The organism is Rhodococcus sp. IEGM 1381 (assembly GCF_030056795.1).
Lineage (GTDB): Bacteria > Actinomycetota > Actinomycetes > Mycobacteriales > Mycobacteriaceae > Rhodococcoides.
In genome coordinates this window covers 56,065-72,294 of sequence record NZ_JASHKQ010000016.1, presented here as the reverse complement: position 1 = coordinate 72,294, position 16,230 = coordinate 56,065, and the positions used below count along the sequence as shown (strand labels likewise).

At 64.9% G+C, this 16,230-nt stretch carries 19 protein-coding genes; 9 read left to right on the top strand and 10 right to left on the bottom strand.

Features of this window, described 5'->3' with window-relative positions; genetic code table 11:
• Nucleotides 1-53: 53 nt before the first annotated feature.
• Entirely contained in the window at nt 54-806 is a 753-nt protein-coding gene (locus QM797_RS22690) for an isocitrate lyase/PEP mutase family protein (protein ID WP_037148829.1), read from the bottom strand.
• A gap of 63 nt (nt 807-869) precedes the next feature.
• A complete protein-coding gene (locus tag QM797_RS22685) occupies nt 870-1,280 on the bottom strand; it encodes an NUDIX hydrolase (RefSeq protein ID WP_283277915.1) in 411 nt (136 codons plus the stop codon).
• A gap of 231 nt (nt 1,281-1,511) precedes the next feature.
• Between QM797_RS22685 and QM797_RS22680 the strand changes: the two genes are divergently transcribed.
• The 6 genes from QM797_RS22680 to mnhG are packed head-to-tail and all read left to right on the top strand — an operon-like array spanning nt 1,512 to nt 7,892.
• Entirely contained in the window at nt 1,512-4,361 is a 2,850-nt protein-coding gene (locus tag QM797_RS22680) for a Na+/H+ antiporter subunit A (RefSeq protein WP_283277914.1), read from the top strand.
• Nucleotides 4,358-4,987, top strand: coding sequence for a Na(+)/H(+) antiporter subunit C (locus QM797_RS22675; protein ID WP_283277913.1), 630 nt, complete (start codon nt 4,358-4,360; stop codon nt 4,985-4,987). The genes QM797_RS22680 and QM797_RS22675 overlap by 4 nt, the downstream gene beginning before the upstream one ends.
• Nucleotides 4,984-6,627 carry a Na+/H+ antiporter subunit D gene (locus QM797_RS22670; RefSeq protein ID WP_283277912.1) on the top strand — a complete coding sequence of 548 codons (1,644 nt, stop codon included), beginning with the start codon at nt 4,984-4,986 and terminating at the stop codon, nt 6,625-6,627. The genes QM797_RS22675 and QM797_RS22670 overlap by 4 nt, the downstream gene beginning before the upstream one ends.
• Nucleotides 6,628-6,635: 8 nt before the next feature.
• Nucleotides 6,636-7,277 carry a Na+/H+ antiporter subunit E gene (locus QM797_RS22665; RefSeq protein WP_329955168.1) on the top strand — a complete coding sequence of 214 codons (642 nt, stop codon included), beginning with the start codon at nt 6,636-6,638 and terminating at the stop codon, nt 7,275-7,277.
• Nucleotides 7,274-7,531, top strand: a complete 258-nt coding sequence (locus tag QM797_RS22660; RefSeq protein WP_032380262.1) for a monovalent cation/H+ antiporter complex subunit F — start codon at nt 7,274-7,276, stop codon at nt 7,529-7,531. The genes QM797_RS22665 and QM797_RS22660 overlap by 4 nt, the downstream gene beginning before the upstream one ends.
• A 19-nt stretch (nt 7,532-7,550) precedes the next feature.
• On the top strand, nt 7,551-7,892 hold the full coding sequence (gene mnhG, locus QM797_RS22655) for a monovalent cation/H(+) antiporter subunit G (RefSeq protein ID WP_283277911.1): 342 nt from the start codon (nt 7,551-7,553) through the stop codon (nt 7,890-7,892).
• Here the strand turns inward: mnhG and QM797_RS22650 are convergent.
• From QM797_RS22650 to napA, 5 genes are all read right to left on the bottom strand, one after another.
• A complete protein-coding gene (locus tag QM797_RS22650; protein WP_283277934.1) occupies nt 7,858-9,075 on the bottom strand; it encodes a phosphatase PAP2 family protein in 1,218 nt (405 codons plus the stop codon). The genes mnhG and QM797_RS22650 overlap by 35 nt on opposite strands.
• Nucleotides 9,076-9,185: 110 nt before the next feature.
• On the bottom strand, nt 9,186-10,316 hold the full coding sequence (locus QM797_RS22645; protein ID WP_283277910.1) for a glutamate--cysteine ligase: 1,131 nt from the start codon (nt 10,314-10,316) through the stop codon (nt 9,186-9,188).
• A gap of 1 nt (nt 10,317) precedes the next feature.
• On the bottom strand, nt 10,318-11,034 hold the full coding sequence (sodC, locus tag QM797_RS22640) for a superoxide dismutase[Cu-Zn] (protein ID WP_283277909.1): 717 nt from the start codon (nt 11,032-11,034) through the stop codon (nt 10,318-10,320).
• 114 nt (nt 11,035-11,148) lie between these two features.
• Nucleotides 11,149-11,682, bottom strand: a complete 534-nt coding sequence (locus QM797_RS22635) for a LytR C-terminal domain-containing protein (RefSeq protein WP_283277908.1) — start codon at nt 11,680-11,682, stop codon at nt 11,149-11,151.
• A 59-nt stretch (nt 11,683-11,741) separates the two neighbouring features.
• Nucleotides 11,742-12,080 (bottom strand): nucleoid-associated protein NapA, encoded by a 339-nt coding sequence (napA, locus tag QM797_RS22630; RefSeq protein ID WP_032380761.1) that lies wholly within the window; start codon nt 12,078-12,080, stop codon nt 11,742-11,744.
• 258 nt (nt 12,081-12,338) lie between these two features.
• On the opposite strand from napA, the gene QM797_RS22625 reads away from it, so the two are divergent.
• The 3 genes from QM797_RS22625 to QM797_RS22615 are packed head-to-tail and all read left to right on the top strand — an operon-like array spanning nt 12,339 to nt 14,758.
• Nucleotides 12,339-12,956, top strand: a complete 618-nt coding sequence (locus tag QM797_RS22625) for a peptide deformylase (protein ID WP_283277907.1) — start codon at nt 12,339-12,341, stop codon at nt 12,954-12,956.
• A 49-nt stretch (nt 12,957-13,005) separates the two neighbouring features.
• Nucleotides 13,006-13,905, top strand: coding sequence for an N-acetylglutamate synthase, CG3035 family (locus QM797_RS22620; protein WP_283277933.1), 900 nt, complete (start codon nt 13,006-13,008; stop codon nt 13,903-13,905).
• Between the two features lie 52 nt (nt 13,906-13,957).
• Nucleotides 13,958-14,758 (top strand): exodeoxyribonuclease III, encoded by an 801-nt coding sequence (locus QM797_RS22615; RefSeq protein WP_283277906.1) that lies wholly within the window; start codon nt 13,958-13,960, stop codon nt 14,756-14,758.
• Here QM797_RS22615 and QM797_RS22610 read toward each other — a convergent pair.
• The 3 genes from QM797_RS22610 to QM797_RS22600 form a co-directional block, all read right to left on the bottom strand.
• Nucleotides 14,728-15,324 (bottom strand): hypothetical protein, encoded by a 597-nt coding sequence (locus QM797_RS22610; protein ID WP_283277905.1) that lies wholly within the window; start codon nt 15,322-15,324, stop codon nt 14,728-14,730. The genes QM797_RS22615 and QM797_RS22610 overlap by 31 nt on opposite strands.
• 85 nt (nt 15,325-15,409) lie before the next feature.
• Nucleotides 15,410-15,760: a GNAT family N-acetyltransferase gene (locus QM797_RS22605; RefSeq protein WP_283277904.1), complete on the bottom strand. Its 351-nt coding sequence runs from the start codon at nt 15,758-15,760 to the stop codon at nt 15,410-15,412.
• A gap of 119 nt (nt 15,761-15,879) precedes the next feature.
• The gene (locus QM797_RS22600) at nt 15,880-16,206 is read right to left on the bottom strand and encodes a GNAT family N-acetyltransferase (protein ID WP_283277903.1); all 327 of its coding nucleotides are present in this window, start codon (nt 16,204-16,206) and stop codon (nt 15,880-15,882) included.
• Nucleotides 16,207-16,230: the final 24 nt, after the last annotated feature.

Sequence of the window (16,230 nt, the reverse complement as noted above, 5' to 3'; positions counted from 1 at the left end):
GCGGAAATTCGTAGCAGGCTACGAAGTTCTGTGCACGTGCGGCGAAGCCGCTCTCACTTCCAGCGGGCGAGGACCTCTTCGGCGCGCTTGGCGAGCACCATCTGGAAGATCGGCCCGAAGCTGATGCGACCGACCCCGAGGGATGCGAAGTGCGAAAGATCGCCCTCGGCGGGGTTGGCGATGGCGTTGATCGGCAGCGGGAGTTCCTCGGCCAGACGCTTGTAGTCGGCATCGTTGTGGAAGCCGACAGGGTAGAGCGAGTCGGCTCCGGCAGCGGCGGCCAGCTTCAGACGAGCGATGGCGCGGTCGACGCGATCGTTCTCGTCGCCGATCTCCTTGACGAACAGGTCGGTGCGGGCGTTGATGACCACGTGCACGTCGGTGGCGTCGGACGCCGCGCGCAGTGCTCCGACGAAGTCGGCGTGCTCCTGTGCTTCACGGAGACGTCCGCCTTCGCTGTGGACGGTGTCCTCGATGTTGAGGCCGACAGCTCCGGCCGAGATGAGGCCGTCGATCAAGCGCTTGGGGTCCTCGCCGTAGCCGGATTCGATGTCGACCGAGAGCGGTGCGTCGACAGCTCCGGAGATCTGCGTGATGCGGGCGAGCAGTTCGTCGAAGGTGATGCCCTCGTTGTCCGGCTTGCCGATGGAGTCCGAGACGGGGTGACTGCCGACGGTCAAGGCGGTGAATCCGGCGGAGACGGCAAGGTTGGCGGACCAGGCGTCCCACACCGTCGGCAGTACGACCGGGTTGCCCGGCTTGTGCAGCTCGAGCAGGGTGGTGGCTTTCTGGGACAGGTTCGTCATTGAGGACTCCTTCGCGGTGGCCGACAGAGAACGTACGTTCTCTCGACACCCAACATACGCGATTCAGTCGATCAAATCGAGGGCCTTCATCCGGTCGAACACCATGAGCGACCCCGGAGCGACGTCGGGCATCGCGGCGTACTCGTCCCGGGTGAAGTACCTGATCTCGGCGATTTCGCTGGTCGGCGTCGGATCGTCGGACAAATCGGCCAGAAAGCACGTGATTTCGAGCGGTGTCCCCTCAGGATGTCCCCAGGCCCCGCACTCGAACACTCCGAGGAGCCGAACATCGATCACGGCTGCGTCCAGTTCTTCCCTGATCTCCCGGTGCAATGCCTGCTCTGCAGTCTCACCGGGGTCGATCTTGCCGCCGGCCATGTAGAACGCGGACTTACCCACCGATCGCGCCTGGATCATTCGACGGTCCCGAACGTAGGCCAACCCGGCCGTGCGAATGAGCCTCTCATCGTTCATTCGCACTGTTCCCCTTTCGAGATACGTCCGATTTGTACCGCTGGGTCCACCGTCGACCATGCAAAGTAGGATGGAATCCGATAACCGAGGTGCCACCGTTCGGTGGCCGGTTCGTTATTTCACAAAGCCATAGGTCGAATTTCACACAGATTTCAAGACCCTACTCATCGCCGCCCTACGACCACCGCCTCGGCCTCGCCGCCGATGCGACCCGAGACGACGGAGTGATTTTTGCTCGCCATTCTTCTTGCGCACACCGCCGCCGCACTGCTCGCGCCGCTCCTCGTCCGGTGGTGGGGTCGCACTGCCTTCTTCCCGCTCGCACTCGTTCCCCTACTGAGTCTGATCTGGGTGTTCACCAACTGGAACACCGAGCAGAAGCTGAGCATCGAGTGGGTTCCCGGCCTGTCGATGGACATCGATATGCGGTTCGACTCTCTCGCCGCCATCATGTCTTTGCTGGTGCTGGGCATCGGCGCGCTGATTCTGCTGTATTGCGCCCGCTACTTCGAGGACGACGAGCCACGGCTCGGCCTGTTCGCCGCCGAAATGGTCGCGTTCTCCGGTGCCATGTTCGGCCTCATCACCAGCGACAACATGCTGGTGCTCTACATCTTCTGGGAAATCACCACCGTCCTGTCGTTCCTGCTCGTCGGCCACTACGCCGAGCGTGCCTCGAGTAGGCGCGCAGCCACCCAGGCTCTGCTCGTCACCACCGCAGGCGGGCTGGCGATGTTGGTGGGCATCATCGTCCTCGGCCAGGCCGCGGGGACGTACAACCTGTCCGAGGTCGTCACCAACGCCCCGGGCGGCTGGCTGCCCGGCGTAGCGATCGTGTTGATCCTCATCGGCGCGCTGAGCAAATCGGCCATCGTGCCGATGCACTTCTGGCTCCCCGGAGCCATGGCCGCCCCCACACCGGTCAGCGGCTACCTGCACGCCGCGGCCATGGTGAAGGCCGGCATCTACCTGGTGGCGCGCCTCGCACCGGGTTTTGCCGACTCGGGTCCGTGGCGCGCGACCATCATCAGCTTGGGGCTGCTGTCGATGATCCTGGCCGGGTGGCGAGCACTTCGTGCCTTCGACCTCAAGCTCATCCTGGCGTTCGGCACCGTCAGCCAGCTCGGCTTCCTGATGGTGCTGGTGGGCATCGGCTCCGAAAAGGCCATGCTGGCCGGCCTGACGATGGTGATCGCGCACGCGATGTTCAAGGCAACGCTGTTCATGGTCGTGGGCATCGTCGATCACACCACCGGTACGCGCGACATCCGCAAGCTCGCTCACCTGGGCAAGAAGGCGCCGTGGCTCGCCGCCATCGCAGCGCTCGCTGCCGCCAGCATGGCCGGCTTGCCCCCGATGATCGGTTTTGTCGGCAAGGAAACGGCACTGTCGGCAGTGATCGGCACGCCGACGCTGAACCCCACGGTCGCGGCAATCGTCGTCGCGGGGCTTGTCATCGGCTCGATCCTGACGGTCACCTACAGCATCCGATTCGTCTGGGGCGCGTTCGGCCGCAAGCAGCTCGAGCGTCCGAGTCCGTCGGTGAAGAACATGCACGCGCCGTCAGCACTGTTCCTGGCCGCACCTGCGTTCCTGGCGATTCTCGGCCTGATCGCAGGATTCACGTCCTCCATGGTCGATCGCATCGTCAGCCCCTACGCACGCACGCTGCCGTCGTACGGGCAGGAGCCTTACCACCTGGCGCTCTGGCACGGGTTCAACCTGCCGCTGGCGTTGACCGTCGTCGTCGTCACCGGCGGCGTCGGGCTGTTCATCGCACATCGTGTGGTCAACCGACTCAAGTTCGAGCACCCACCGCTCGGCAACGCCGACCGCATCTACGACAATGTGCTCAAGTTCATGGACACCCTGTCCATCCGCCTCACCGGCACCACGCAGCGCGGTTCGCTCCCCCTCACCCAGGGCACCATCCTGCTGACCCTGGTGCTACTGCCGATCATCGTGCTCATCGTCGGGCAGAAGCCAGGCCTGGAGTACACCCTGTGGAACACCCCGCTCCAGTTGGTCATCGGAGTGATCATGATCGCGGGCGGCCTCGGCGCAACCGTCATGCGAAACCGTCTGGCCAGCGTGATCCTCGTCGGACTCACCGGCTACGGCTGCGGCGTCATCTTCGCCATCCACGGTGCACCCGACCTCGCCCTGACTCAGTTCCTCGTCGAGACCCTGACCCTCGTGGTCTTTGTTCTGGTGCTGCGCAAGCTACCGGCCGAGGTCGACGACCAAGGTTCGGCCGGATCCCGCGGACCCCGTGCCGCGCTCGCCGTCGCCGTCGGTGCCACGGTCAGTGTGTTGGGCGCATTCGCGATGAACGCCCGCAGCGCCGCACCGGTGTCGCTGCAGTTCCCCGAGGCCGCGTACAACCTGGGCGACGGAAAGAACATCGTCAACGTGATCCTCGTCGACATCCGAGCCTGGGACACCCTCGGCGAGATCTGCGTTCTGCTCGTGGCCGCAACGGGCGTGGCCAGCCTGGTATTCCGCAACCGGCGGTTCGGCAGCGCTCCGCGGGTGTCCGACGCCCCCGCATCGAGCTCCGATGCGAACGTGGCGGCGGAGACGACGTGGCTACTCGGCGGCGATCTGATCGATCCCCGCCATCGTTCGCTGATTCTCGAAGTGACGACGCGGTTGATCTTCCCGACGATCATGGTGCTCTCGATCTACTTCTTCTTCTCCGGCCACAACGCCCCCGGCGGCGGTTTCGCCGGTGGTCTCACGGCCGGCTTGGCGTTGGTGCTGCGGTATCTCGCGGGTGGCCGCTACGAGCTCGGGGAGGCGGTGCCGATCGATGCCGGAAAGATCCTCGGACTCGGGTTGATCTTCGCGGCCGGCACCGCGGTGGCGTCGTTGTTCCTCGGCGCACCTGCGCTGTCCTCGGCGACGCTGGAAGTGACACTGCCGATTCTCGGTGACATCAAGCTCGTCACCGCATTGTTCTTCGACCTCGGTGTGTATCTCATCGTGGTCGGGTTGGTCCTCGACGTGCTGCGCAGTCTCGGCGCACGTCTCGACGCACAGGTGGAAATGCAGAGCCAAGGCCGAGTGAGCGCCCCATGACCGCTGATCTCGGAATGCTCGTCATCGTCGGCGTTCTCGTCGCCGCCGGTGTCTACCTGCTACTCGAACGCAGCATCACCAAGATGCTGCTCGGCCTCCTGCTCTTCGGCAACGGCGTCAATCTGCTGTTGCTCACCGTCGGTGGGCCGGCCGGTACGCCGCCCATCGTGGGCCGGGACAACTCCCTGGGCCAAGGCATGGCCGATCCGCTCGCGCAGGCGATGATCCTGACGGCGATCGTCATCACCATGGGTATCGCGGCCTTCGTGCTTGCACTCGCCTATCGATCGTTCACGCTCAACACCAAGGACGACATCGAGAACGACCCCGAGGACACCAAGGTCTCCCTGCGCCGGTCGATGGCCGAGGCCCCCGACCGCGACCGCTCCGACGACCCGGTGACGGGCGAACCGAGCTTCGGCGGCGATGCATTCGACTCGAAGGGCAACCCGATTCCGATCGAGCAGATCAAGAATCTGGAAGACCTCGAGTGCTACGAGGATCTGCACGACGGCGACTTCGACAACGACGACGACAACCCGGACCTCCGCGGGCTCGACGGACTGGACACGGCCGAGAAGGACGACAAGGCCGAAAACGACGAGAAGAAGGGAGACGACAAGTGACGATCTCCCCGGGCGTGATCGATGCCCTGACTCCCCTACCCGTTCTCATTCCGATGCTCGCCGCGGCTCTGACGTTGGTACTCGGCCGCAAACCCCGCGCGCAGCGCTTCATCACCATCGTCGCGCTGACTGCCGTGGTCGCGATCTCGTCGATGATGCTCTACCTCGCCGATCGCGACGGCACCAGCGCACTTCAGGTCGGCGGTTGGGATTCACCGCTCGGTATTTCCCTTGTGGTGGACCGACTTTCGGCGATGATGCTCGTCGTTTCCTCGATCGTGTTGCTCGCGGTCATGGTGTACTCGATCGGTCAGGGTATCCGCGACGGCAGTGAGAATCAGCCGGTCTCGATCTTCCTGCCGACCTACCTCGCATTGACCGCAGGCGTGTGCAACGCGTTCCTGGCCGGCGACCTGTTCAATCTGTTCGTCGGCTTCGAGGTACTGCTGGCCGCCTCGTTCGTGCTCCTGACTTTGGGAGCCAGCGCCGACCGAGTACGAGCAGGCGTCTCGTACGTGATGGTCTCGATGGTGTCCTCGCTGATCTTCCTGATCGGTATCGCGCTGGTCTACGGATCCACCGGAACGCTGAATCTGGCACATATCGCGGTGCGGATGGACGACATCCCGTCGGGCACGAGAACAGCGATCTTCGCCGTACTGCTGGTTGCGTTCGGCATCAAGGCCGCGGTGTTCCCGCTGTCGACGTGGCTTCCCGACTCGTACCCCACCGCCCCGGCTCCGGTCACCGCAGTGTTCGCCGGCTTGCTGACGAAAGTCGGTGTGTACGCGATCATTCGCGCACACACCCTGCTGTTCCCGGACGGCTCACTCGACAACGTGCTGATGGTCTGCGCGCTGCTGACGATGCTCGTCGGCATCCTCGGTTCCATCGCGCAGAGCGACATCAAACGACTGCTCTCGTTCACCCTCGTCAGCCACATCGGCTACATGATCTTCGGTGTCGCGCTGTCGACCCAATCGGGATTGTCCGGCTCGATCTATTACGTCGCGCACCACATTCTGGTTCAGACGACGCTGTTCCTCGTCGTCGGTCTGATCGAGCGCCAGGCCGGTTCGTCGTCGCTGCGGCGACTCGGCGGTTTGGCTGCGGCCAGCCCCGTGCTGGCGATCGTGTTCCTGGTCCCGGCCCTCAATCTCGGTGGTATTCCACCGTTCTCGGGCTTCATCGGCAAGGTCGCACTGCTGCAGGCCGGTAGCGAGCAGGGCAGCGTGTTGGCCTGGCTGCTCGTCGCCGGTGGCACCGTCACCAGCCTGTTGACGCTGTACGTGGTGGCGCGAGTGTGGACCAAGGCGTTCTGGCGGGCTCGCGCCGACGCCCCCGAGGGTGATCTGGCGGACAACAGCCCGTCCGCTCTGCTCGACGACTCGTCGGACATTCAGTTCGGTGACCGCGAGGACGTGGGCAAGATGCCCGCCTTCATGTTGATCCCGACCATCGGCCTCGTCGTCGTCGGTTTGGCGATGACGGTGTTCGCCGGCCGCATCATCGACATCAGCGACCGCGCCGCAGCGGATCTCCGCGATCGCTCGGTGTACATCGACGCGGTGCGCGGCGCAGAATTCGTCGGCGATCAGGCCTACGAGCAGGCTCGTGCGGACGAGGAGGGCACCCGATGAAGATGAAGATGGACCGCTCGATTCTGCTACGTCTGTGGACCCTCGCCTGGTTGACGGCTATCTGGGTTCTGTTGTGGGGCAATGTTTCTGCTGCGAACATCCTCGGCGGTATCGCGGTGGGACTGCTGATCATGGTGCTGCTGCCGTTGCCGCGGGTGCCGGTCGAGGGCCGCATCCATGTGTTCTCGCTCGTCAAACTCGCCGTCGTATTCCTTTATTACGCAATCGAATCCAGCGTCAGTGTCGCCTGGTTGGCGATCCGGCCGAAGGCCCCGCCGGTCACCGGAGTGCTGCGCTGCCGCATCGCGATCAAATCCGATCTGGTGCTCACCCTGTTCGTCGACGCGATGAACCTGGTGCCCGGCACCATGGTTCTCGAGATCGACCGAACCCGACGCTTGCTGTACGTACACGTGCTGGACATGGGCACCCAGAAGGCGGTCGACGGCTTCTACGCCTACGTCCGACATCTGGAGAAGCTGTTCATTGCCGGCTTCGAGCGCGATTCCGACTGGAAGCCCAGCCCTCTGCACTATCAGGAGTACGAGCAGTACCACGGGGTGCTCGGCGACGACCCCGTCGAGGCCGACTCGGACGCTCCTCGGGACGACAAGAAGACCGACGACAAGAGGAAGGGGGACTGGTCGTGACCGTCGTACTCGCCGTAGCCGGCGTCCTCCTGATCGCGGCCGCGATCCTGACCGCGTTCCGACTGCTCGACGGCCCCAGCACACTCGATCGACTCGTCGCCATGGACACGATTCTTGCCGTCTCCATGTGCGGCCTCGCGGTGTGGGCCGTCTACAGCCGCGACACCACGCTGGTACCGGCCATCGTCGCGCTGTCGCTGGTCAGCTTCGTCGGATCGGTCAGCATCGCACGATTCAGAGTGAGGGACGAATGAGCAACACAGTGAGAGACGAATGAGCACCGTTGCACAGGTCATTGCCTCCGTTTTCATTCTGCTGGGGGCGCTGCTGGCGTTCACCGCCGCCGTGGGCATCGTGCGCTTCCCCGATACTCTCTCGCGGATGCATGCGGCCACCAAGCCGCAGGTGGTCGGTCTGATCATGGTGTTGATCGGGGCGATCATCAGCCTGCGCGGAAACGTCGACATCTGGATGCTCGTGCTCGTCGGACTGTTCACGCTGGTGACCGCTCCGGTGATCGCGCACACCGTCGGCCGCGTGGCCTACCGAGAGCAGCGGGGTCGCGACGGCCTACTGATCGTCAACGAGATGGAACCGGACGAGTCCGATCGGTAGCTCTGGGCGAATCGGCGAAGAACACCGCGTGGAAGCCGAACGCCATGGCGGCCAGTACGCCGAGAACGAGCGGCCCGAACACCTGAGGGTGCGACGCGAACTCGGCAGCCAGGTAGCGGTAGCTCACCAATAGCGCAGCCATCGCGACGCAGCCATAGACCACCAGCGTGATTCGGGCCCGATCCCAGCCGCGCTCGGGGTCACGGAGTACGGATTCGAGGGTCAGACACAGCACTGCACCGGCCACCAGATCGACGCCGTAGTGGTAGCCGAATCCGAGAGTGGCAGCGAGCGTACCGAGCAACCACAGGGTGCCGCCGGCCCGCAACCACCACGGGCCGCGTCGGGAATGGATGAAGATGCTCAGCGCCCATGCGGTGTGCAGACTCGGCATGCAGTTTCGCGGAGTCTCCGAGTCGAAGGGGATCTCGCCGAGCGCGCCAGAGAGCGGCATGACCTGCGACGGCCACGAATCGAACGCGAACATCGGTCCCACCACCGGGAACAGCAGATAGAACACCGGTCCGACGAGTCCGATGAGCAGGAACGTGCGGAACAGGAAGTGCCTCGGCCAGGCTGCACCCGCGGCCACTCCGCGTAGCTGGTACAGCGCAACGACGATCGCCGCGACGGGCAACTGGATGTAGATCCAGTGCAGCGTTCCTTCGGCGACCGGGCCGAGGCGGTCCAGGATGTTGCCGAGCACCCAGGACGGATTCCCCAGCGCATGATCGGCGGCGTATGCGTAGTCGTCGAGAACGTAGGGCCGGACAATGGTGGTGATGTGCAACCAGGCGTCGCCCGCCTTGGTCGCGAGCAACAACAGTGCTCCCAGAGCAACGCCGCGCATCGCCCGAGTCTCACCCCGCCGGGCGACGTAGACCCCGAGCCCGACCAACACGAGAGACGGGCCGTTGCCGACCGTCAGGGTGGCGTCGAGCACCAATCGGGCACCGAGCACAGCAGCATCGATCAGCGCGGCGATGGCCAGGGTGCGCAGCCGGAGCGCAGTGTTCAGACCGACAGTGGCCAGGATCAGCGCAGCCCACGGCAGTGACATCGACTTCGGGGTGCCGAACAGGTCGTTCCACACGCTCGGCAACGGGCCGGGAAAGTTCCAGATCGTCGCGATGACCTGCAGCAACACCAAGAACGCGGCAACGAAGGCAGCGCCGACGATCAGGGGACGAACAGAGTTCTCACGTGTCGAATCGACCTCGACGCTTCCGACGTCCCCCTGCAGCACGCCGTTGATCGTAAACGGTGAGTGAACACAAAGTTAAATACAAACGGTCACAATTGGAGCTCGGTGACCAACGACTCCACGACGGCTCGCAGATCGCCGCCGTTCTGCGCAGCCACCGCACGCTGGCGTTGGTACGACGCCCCGCGCCGGGGAATGTCGGCCACCGCGGCCAACTCGTCGACGCAGTTCAATCGCACGGCCGTCGGCGTCAACTTTTCGAGCAGGTCGTGCAAGTCGTCGGTGACCAGGCGTTCGTTGCTGCTCGAGTCCAGGATGATCTCGGCGTCGAGGCCGTACCGGGCCGCTCGCCACTTGTTCTCCTGCACGTGCCACGGTGGGATGGACGGCAGTGTCTCCCCCGCTTCGAGTCGCTCGTCGAGGTGGACGATGAGGCAGTGCGTCAACGCGACGAGGGCTGCCAGCTCCCGCTTGGTCGACGCGCCGTCACACACTCGGACCTCGATGGTTCCCCACTTCGGTGCCGGCCGGATGTCCCAGTGCATGCCGCCGAGTTGCTCGATGACGCCGGTCTTGAGCTGATCGCGAACGAATCCCTCGAACTGCGACCAGTCCTCGAACTGGAACGGCAGACCGGCCGTCGGCAGTTGCTGGAACATCAGCGCCCGATTGCTGGCGTATCCGGTGTCGTTTCCAGCCCAGATCGGCGAGGAGGCCGACAACGCCAACAGGTGCGGGTATTGCAGGAGCAGCGAGTTGAGAATGGGAAAGACCTTGTGGGGCGACGAGACTCCCACGTGCACGTGCACTCCCCAGATCAGCATCTGCCGACCCCACCACTGGGTGCGCGCGATCAGCTCGTCGTAGCTCGGCGAGCTGGTGAGCTGCTGGGTGGACCACTCGGCAAACGGGTGCGTGCCCGCCGAGAACAGGTCGATTCCCAGTGGATCCGCGGCGCGGCGCACCAGGTCCAACGAGCCGCCGAGGTCCTCCATGGCCTCCCCGACGTTCTCGCACACTCCGGTGACGAGCTCGACGGTGTTGCGCAGCAGTTCCTTCGTCACCCGCGGGGTGTCCCCGGCGAGATCGCGAACGCCGTCCATGACCGCTTCGGCGGAGTTGACCAGGTCTCGCGTGTTCTTGTCGACCAGTGCGATCTCCCACTCGACGCCGAGCGTCGGGCGAGGTGAACTCGCAAAGTCGATCCGGGGAGCGCTCAAACTACTGCAGTACCGCGCACGCAGCCCGAGCACCGGCGTCGCCGGTCATCAGGGTCGTCATGTCGGGCACAGCGGCACCGTCGGGCAGTGTGTACCGCGGCGGAATGTTCGCAAAGTTGTCGGCACCCTCGTGTACGAGCACCGAGGTTCCGGCACCGCCCGCGCGCAGATCGTCGAGCGTGATCGTGTCGGTCGTGGTGACGAGTCGCCCGGTGCCGTCCTCACCGACCTGGATGGACGTGAGATCACCGCTGGACGGATGCTCGGTGCGGCCGCCGACCTGAAGGTGGCCGCCCGCAGACAGGAACGCTCCCGGTTCTCCGCCGGTGGGTGCCACCGAGTTCGGCTCGCAGGCGGCCACGGTGTGAACGTGGAAGGCGTGGAATCCGGGAGTCATGTTCTCGACCTCGGCGGTGACGGTGAGCTTCTCACCCTCGGCCGCGAACGTCACTGTGCCCACCTCGGCACCGGACGCGTTGCGGAGGGTGCCCTCGATGGTCTCCTCGGAGCCCGACTCGGACTCGGCCCGGCCGTCGCCTGCCGTAGCGGCCGCCGACGGATCGGACTCGCCGGTCCAGACCGGCGGAACCGTGCCGGGGGTATCGGAGGCAACCTCGCCGTTGCTGCAGGCAGAGAGACCGAGCGCTGCGATCGCGAGGACCGGCACCGCATAACGCAACGATCGGGTCGCCGCAGTGCGTCGCTTGAACATGTCCATCGGAAATCGCTCCTCTTTCAGGCAGTTTCGCCGGGCTCGGAAATAATAACGTGCCGCCCGATTCGACCGAACCGGGCACGTCGTCGATGTAATGAACTCTCGGGTCTCGAAAACCTATTGCGTCACGATGACGACGACGCCGACCGTGGATTCGAGCGAGGTCGGCTTGGGCTCGGCCGGGACGCCGAGTTCCGTGGCGATCGACTGCGCGGCTTGTTCCTCGCCTGCAGCAGTCCCGTAGTACACCGCCGTCTGGGCGAACTGGGCCTCGCTGAAGTTGCCGGTCTCGGCGACGTTCCATCCCCCGGCGGTCAAGGTGCTCGCGGTACCGGCCGCGAGACCGGAAACGTTGGAGTTGTTGAGCACCCGCACTTCGACGTCGCCGGAAGTACCCGAGGTGGTGGGGGCCGCGGAGCTGGTCGACGCGTCACCTGCCGGTACCTGCGCTGCCGGGGCCTGCGTCGTCGGTGCGACCGCAGCCGGCGCGCTCGTCGTCTCGGCTGCGGAGGGCTCGGCGGCCGCCTCGTCGGAATCGGAACCGGTGAGCGAGAGTGCACCGATCGCCGCGAACAGGATCGCGAGCGAAATCAACACCATGGCCAGAGCGCGGAGTGGTGGCCCGGTCTGTTCCGGGTTGGGGCTGCTCACGTACTCGACCCTAGCCGACCGTCGACGGCGGCTCGGAACACGCCGATAGTCGGACCTGCTCAGACGTCGAAACCGAGCCGACGCGCCGCGCGAGCCTTCTGCCGACTCGCCCGCAGGCGGCGCAGGCGCTTGACCAGCATCGGATCCGCGGCGAGCGATTCCGGCCGATCGACCAATGCGTTCAGAATCTGGTAGTAGCGGGTGGCCGACATGGAGAAGAGTTCCTTGATGGCCTCTTCCTTCGCTCCGGCGTACTTCCACCACTGCCGCTCGAAGGACAGGATGTCGTGCTCTCGTCGACTCAAGCCGTCTGCACCGACCTCGTTCGGATCCTGCGAGCCGTCCGAACTTCCCGGTTGCTGAGCCTGGTTCGAGTCACGCGCTGCTGCGCCGTCCATCCCACTCCTCGACTTCTCGACTCCCTGGGCCTGTGCGATCACCAACTCGTGAGACCACAGACCCTGGGGAAATCTGCTTCCCCCAGTACTGCCGGCACCCGTACGCGCACCGACCGAATTACACAGTTGTGTTTCGAGAGTCATTCAACCATGCTCGACGCCCGGGGCACGGCTCCCGCGAGGTACCGGCGCGTGGCGTGTTCGATGGGGACCGGCAGCGCACATGACCCCATGCACCACCCACTATCCTTGTCGACCATGGCAATTCTTCCCATCCGGATCGTCGGCGATCCGGTGCTGCACACCGCAACCGCTCCCGTCACCGAGTCACCCGCCGAGCTGGCCGAGCTGATCGCCGACATGTACGAGACCCTGGCCGTCGCGAACGGCGTCGGTCTCGCGGCGAATCAGGTGGGCGTCGGCAAACGACTGTTCATCTACGACTGCCCCGACCAAGGCTCGGACGGCAAGGTTTTCCGGCGACGCGGAGAGGTCGTCAACCCCGTCCTCGAGACGTCCGAGATTCCCGAAACGATGCCCGATCCCGACGACGATGACGAGGGCTGCCTGTCGGTTCCCGGCGAGCAGCACCCCACCGGCCGCGCCGACTGGGCTCGGGTGACCGGCACCGACGCGAAGGGCGATCCCGTCGACATCGAGGGCCGCGGCTTCTTCGCCCGGATGCTCCAACACGAAGTGGGTCATCTCGACGGTTTCCTCTACACCGACGTACTCATCGGACGACACGCACGGGCAGCCAAGAAGGCCATCAAGCGCGCCGGCTGGGGCGTGCCGGGGCTGAGCTGGACGCCCGGCACCGTCGACGATCCGTTCGGGCACGACGACGACGACGACAACCACAACGACGAAGACTGACCGAACCGATGATCGTCGACCAGTGAGCATTCCGGTGGGTACCCGGGTGATGCTCCGCTATCGGCTGCCGCCCGGGCACACCCATCCGATGACGGACGTGATCGGCGAACTGGTGGCGCTCGACGCCGATGCCGTCTCGGTCCGCGGCCGGGACGGCACCTTGGTGCAGGTTGCGGCCGAGCGCGTCGTAGCCTTGAAACCCCTGGGCCCGAAGCCGATTCGGACGTCGGAGATCAGGGCTCTCGAAGCTGCCGCCGCCGACGGATGGCCGGGCGTCGAGCGAGAATGGATCGACGGTTGGCAGCTGCGCTTCGGTCACGGTTTCACCGGTCGCGCCAATTCGGCGGCACCGCTCGAGCCCGGGGCGTCGACGACGCCCGAGACGCTGGCGAGAATCTCCGACCGGTACACCGCACGGGGTTTGACGCCGACGCTGTCGCTTCCCGATCGCCTCGGCGCTGCTCCGGCCGGATGGACGTCGTACAACGAGACGGCCGTCATGGCTGCAGAAATATCCAATCTCGTTCTGCGCGAAGGAGACTCGGCAGTCACCGTCACCGCGGAGCCGACCGCAGAATGGCTGACGTCACTGCACTACCAGGGCCGCGCTGCACCATACGGCGCTGCGGAAGTGGCGTCGGCGATCCACGAGGGCACCCTCGGGTTCGGCACGCTCGGTTCAGAGATCGCGGTCGGGCGAGCGGCGGTCACCACCGCCCCGGACGGTCGTCACTGGGTGGGGCTGACCTCGCTCTGGGTCTCCCCCGAACATCGCCGTAACGGTCTGGGCACACTGATGTGCGGCGAATTGGTGCGGTGGGGACGCGAGCACGGCGCAACCCACGCCTACCTGCAGGTGGCCGTCGACAACACCGTCGCGCTCGCCCTGTACCGAGACCTGGGCTTCGCCGACCATCACCACTATCGCTACGCGCGACCGGATTCATGATGGCTCGATCGGTTGAACACTCTGTCGGAGGCGTTCTATAGGGTTCCTTCCCGTGCGCTTGGCTACTTGGAATGTGAACTCCGTCCGCTCTCGTCAGGATCGAATCGTCGATTGGCTGCAGCGGTCCGATGTCGATGTGCTCGCGATGCAGGAAACCAAGTGCAAGGACGCACAGTTTCCGTATCAGCGGTTCACCGATATCGGCTACGAGGTGGCCCACGTCGGACTGAGTCAGTGGAACGGCGTCGCGATCGCGTCCCGGGTCGGTCTCGACGACGTGCAGATCGGGTTCGAGGATCAGCCCGGCTTCAGCAAGGATCCCGAGATCGATCCCGCGCAGGAAGCCCGCGCCATCGGAGCCACGTGCGACGGTGTGCGCGTCTGGAGCCTCTACGTGCCGAACGGCCGCGAGCTCGCCGACCCGCACTACACCTACAAACTCGAATGGCTCGCCGCGCTGAAGGCCGACGCTCAGGCGTGGGTTGCGGCCGATCCGGAGGCCCAGATCGCGCTCGTGGGCGACTGGAACATCGCGCCCACCGACGACGACGTCTGGGATCCGGCCCTGTTCGAGGGCAAGACCCACACCTCCCAGGCCGAGCGCGATGCCTTCGCCGCGTTCGCCGACGCCGGGTTCTCCGAGGTCACTCGGCAGTTCACACCCGAGCCCAGAACGTATACCTACTGGGACTACACACAGCTGCGGTTTCCCAAGAAGCAAGGTCTCCGCATCGATATGGCGCTGACCTCGCCCGCCCTGTCCGCCCGAATCACCGGTGCGTCGATCGACCGCGAGGAACGCAAGGGCAAGGGAGCCAGCGATCACGCTCCGGTGGTCGTCGAGATCGGCTGAGCAGGCCGGACCGAACTGCCGGCCACCGCTCGCGCGGCGATGATCGCTCCCACGGCAATCAGGATTCCGTGCGCGATCCGCACGGCCGGCGGGGTGTAGAACTGCGGGAGAAACAGCACGAATCCGGCGGCCAGCACCATCGCGTAGCGGTTCCGTAGAGCGAACAGCACCAGCCCGACGGCGATCGAGACGAGCCCGAGAGCGAACATCGTCGACTGCACAAGCGAGTAGCGAATCGGATCGGCAAGATCGATCAGGCCGGGGTTCGAATTCGCGGCGGCGTCGACACCCAAGGCATGCAGCGCGAATGTCTCTGCGCCGTAGTACGGCAGAACCAGGCCGACGCCGATCCAGGTGGTGACCACTGCGGGATCGGACCGTCGACCGCCGATTAGCACGGCCAGTCCGAGCGCGATGAAGCCGAGCATCGCGAAGGTGTGGGCCAGCACCCAGCTCGGGGATGCGAAGGCCTCCGCGCCTGCACTGCCCACCTCGTCCGAGTAGGGACGCACTGCGGGGTAGAGGGCGAACATGAGGCCGACGAAGAGGTACAGAGCTGCACGCATCGGGGAATACCAACCTTTCGAGAGCGGCGCTCTCTACAGGAAGCAGTATTCACCCTAGATGCACTCTAGGCAAGAGCAGTGCTCTCTATTCGGCGATCAGGTCCAGGAATTCCTCGTGCTGCGCCAGATAGCGCCGGACGTACGTGCAGATCGGGACGATGCGCCACTGTCGATCGCGCGCGGTGTTGAGCGAGGCTCGCACCAGCACGCCGGCCCACCCGCGATCGCCGTACTCCTCCTTGACGACGGTATGCATGAGTGCGACGACGCGGCCGTCACCCACGTCCCCGTCGCCGAAGCGGTAGCCGAGAATGCCGACGAGCTCGTCGTCGACGAAGAGATCGAATCTGCTGTGATCGACGTCGTCCTCGATGCGGACGACGGGTCGCTCGACAGGTGTCGACGGGACGGAGCGACGAGAGATGATGTGACTCATGTCACTTATGAGACCAGTGTTACCCGTGTGACGCGAGGCGAGTGCCTCGATCGTCGCCGAGTCGAGTCCTGAATGTGACCAGCCCTACCGTGACCGAGCGATACCGAACCGAGTAGCGGTCAGAGAGCGACGAGCATGTCGTTGTACTCCGGATTCGCGGCGGCGAATCGCTGCACGTAGCTGCAGACCGGCCTGACCTTCCAACCGTAGGAACGGGCGCTGTCCAGCGCGCGACGTACCAAGATTCCGGCCAAACCCTGATGACCGAAGTCCTCGGTGACGACGGTGTGCATGAAGGACACGACGTGCGTACGGGTGGCGCGCGTACCGTTTCCCTCCACCTCGAAGAATCCGACGATCCCGACGAGATCGCCGTTCAATCGAAGCTCGAAACGGTTCTGGTCATTGTTGATCGAGACATCAGCGCTAGGAGAACTCGCAAGCATGGGACGCCTCCTTCGCTGTGTGTT